1 protein-coding gene is annotated in these 750 nt (G+C 57.6%); it reads left to right on the forward strand.

The window, feature by feature from the left end; translation table 11 throughout:
- Positions 1 to 153: 153 nt before the first annotated feature.
- Positions 154 to 579, forward strand: coding sequence for a hypothetical protein (locus tag GHN92_RS23600; protein ID WP_153329159.1), 426 nt, complete (start codon positions 154 to 156; stop codon positions 577 to 579).
- Positions 580 to 750: the final 171 nt, after the last annotated feature.

The raw sequence follows: 750 nt of genomic DNA on the forward strand, positions 1-750 counted from the left end.
GAGATGTCTCGTGGGCTCGGGTGGCGTCTGTCCGGCTGTTTCCGTCGTCTTCGACGCCGGTTTATCAGAGCGGCTAAGGCCGCTCTGGAATCAGCTTTCAGCTGCCCAAAGCAGGCTGCGTTACCATGCGTTTTTTCGCCTGGGAGCAGCCCAATGCAGCGCATAGCAAAACCCTCTGATTACGTCCTGCAGGACATCCTCGGCAGATCGCATTACGTGCTGCCCTGGGAGGACAAGCTTTGCCCTGGTAATCCAACAGACGATCCAGAGTCAGGAGCAGTTGCTTACAACAAGCACATGCTTGAGAGGGCCCACAATGGCGGCACAGCCCTCGTAGAGGATCCTGTGTCGGACGCTGTGGATTTGGCGTTAAAAACGCCTGGAGAGGCTTACAGGGCCCTTGCCGATGATATTTCTGCGGCATATCTCGGCAGATATCAATTCAGGACTGATGATTTGGATTCTTGGCCAGCTGAGACTAAATCTTTGCGCGCTGCGCTCGTCTTCTCGAATGACGCCATTCGTCAGCTCTCTGCGAAACAGGTCATGGCTCTGCGATTTAGAGCCACTCAGGCCTGACGCGCTTCGCTTGTCCCCTCGACCTCCGTACGTGAACAAGTTCTCGCACTCCGATCGAGGCCATTCCCGCCACTGAAGAAATTTCCCAGGTCAGGGGCCGCGACCCCGGCTCGGCGTGACGCGCTTTACCGTCGCGCTGAACGGAGTCCCGGGCGAAGCGAACCCTTGGCC

It is taken from the genome of Pseudomonas sp. FSL R10-2964 (genome assembly GCF_009600035.1).
GTDB classification, from domain to species: Bacteria; Pseudomonadota; Gammaproteobacteria; order Pseudomonadales; family Pseudomonadaceae; genus Aquipseudomonas; species Aquipseudomonas bubulae.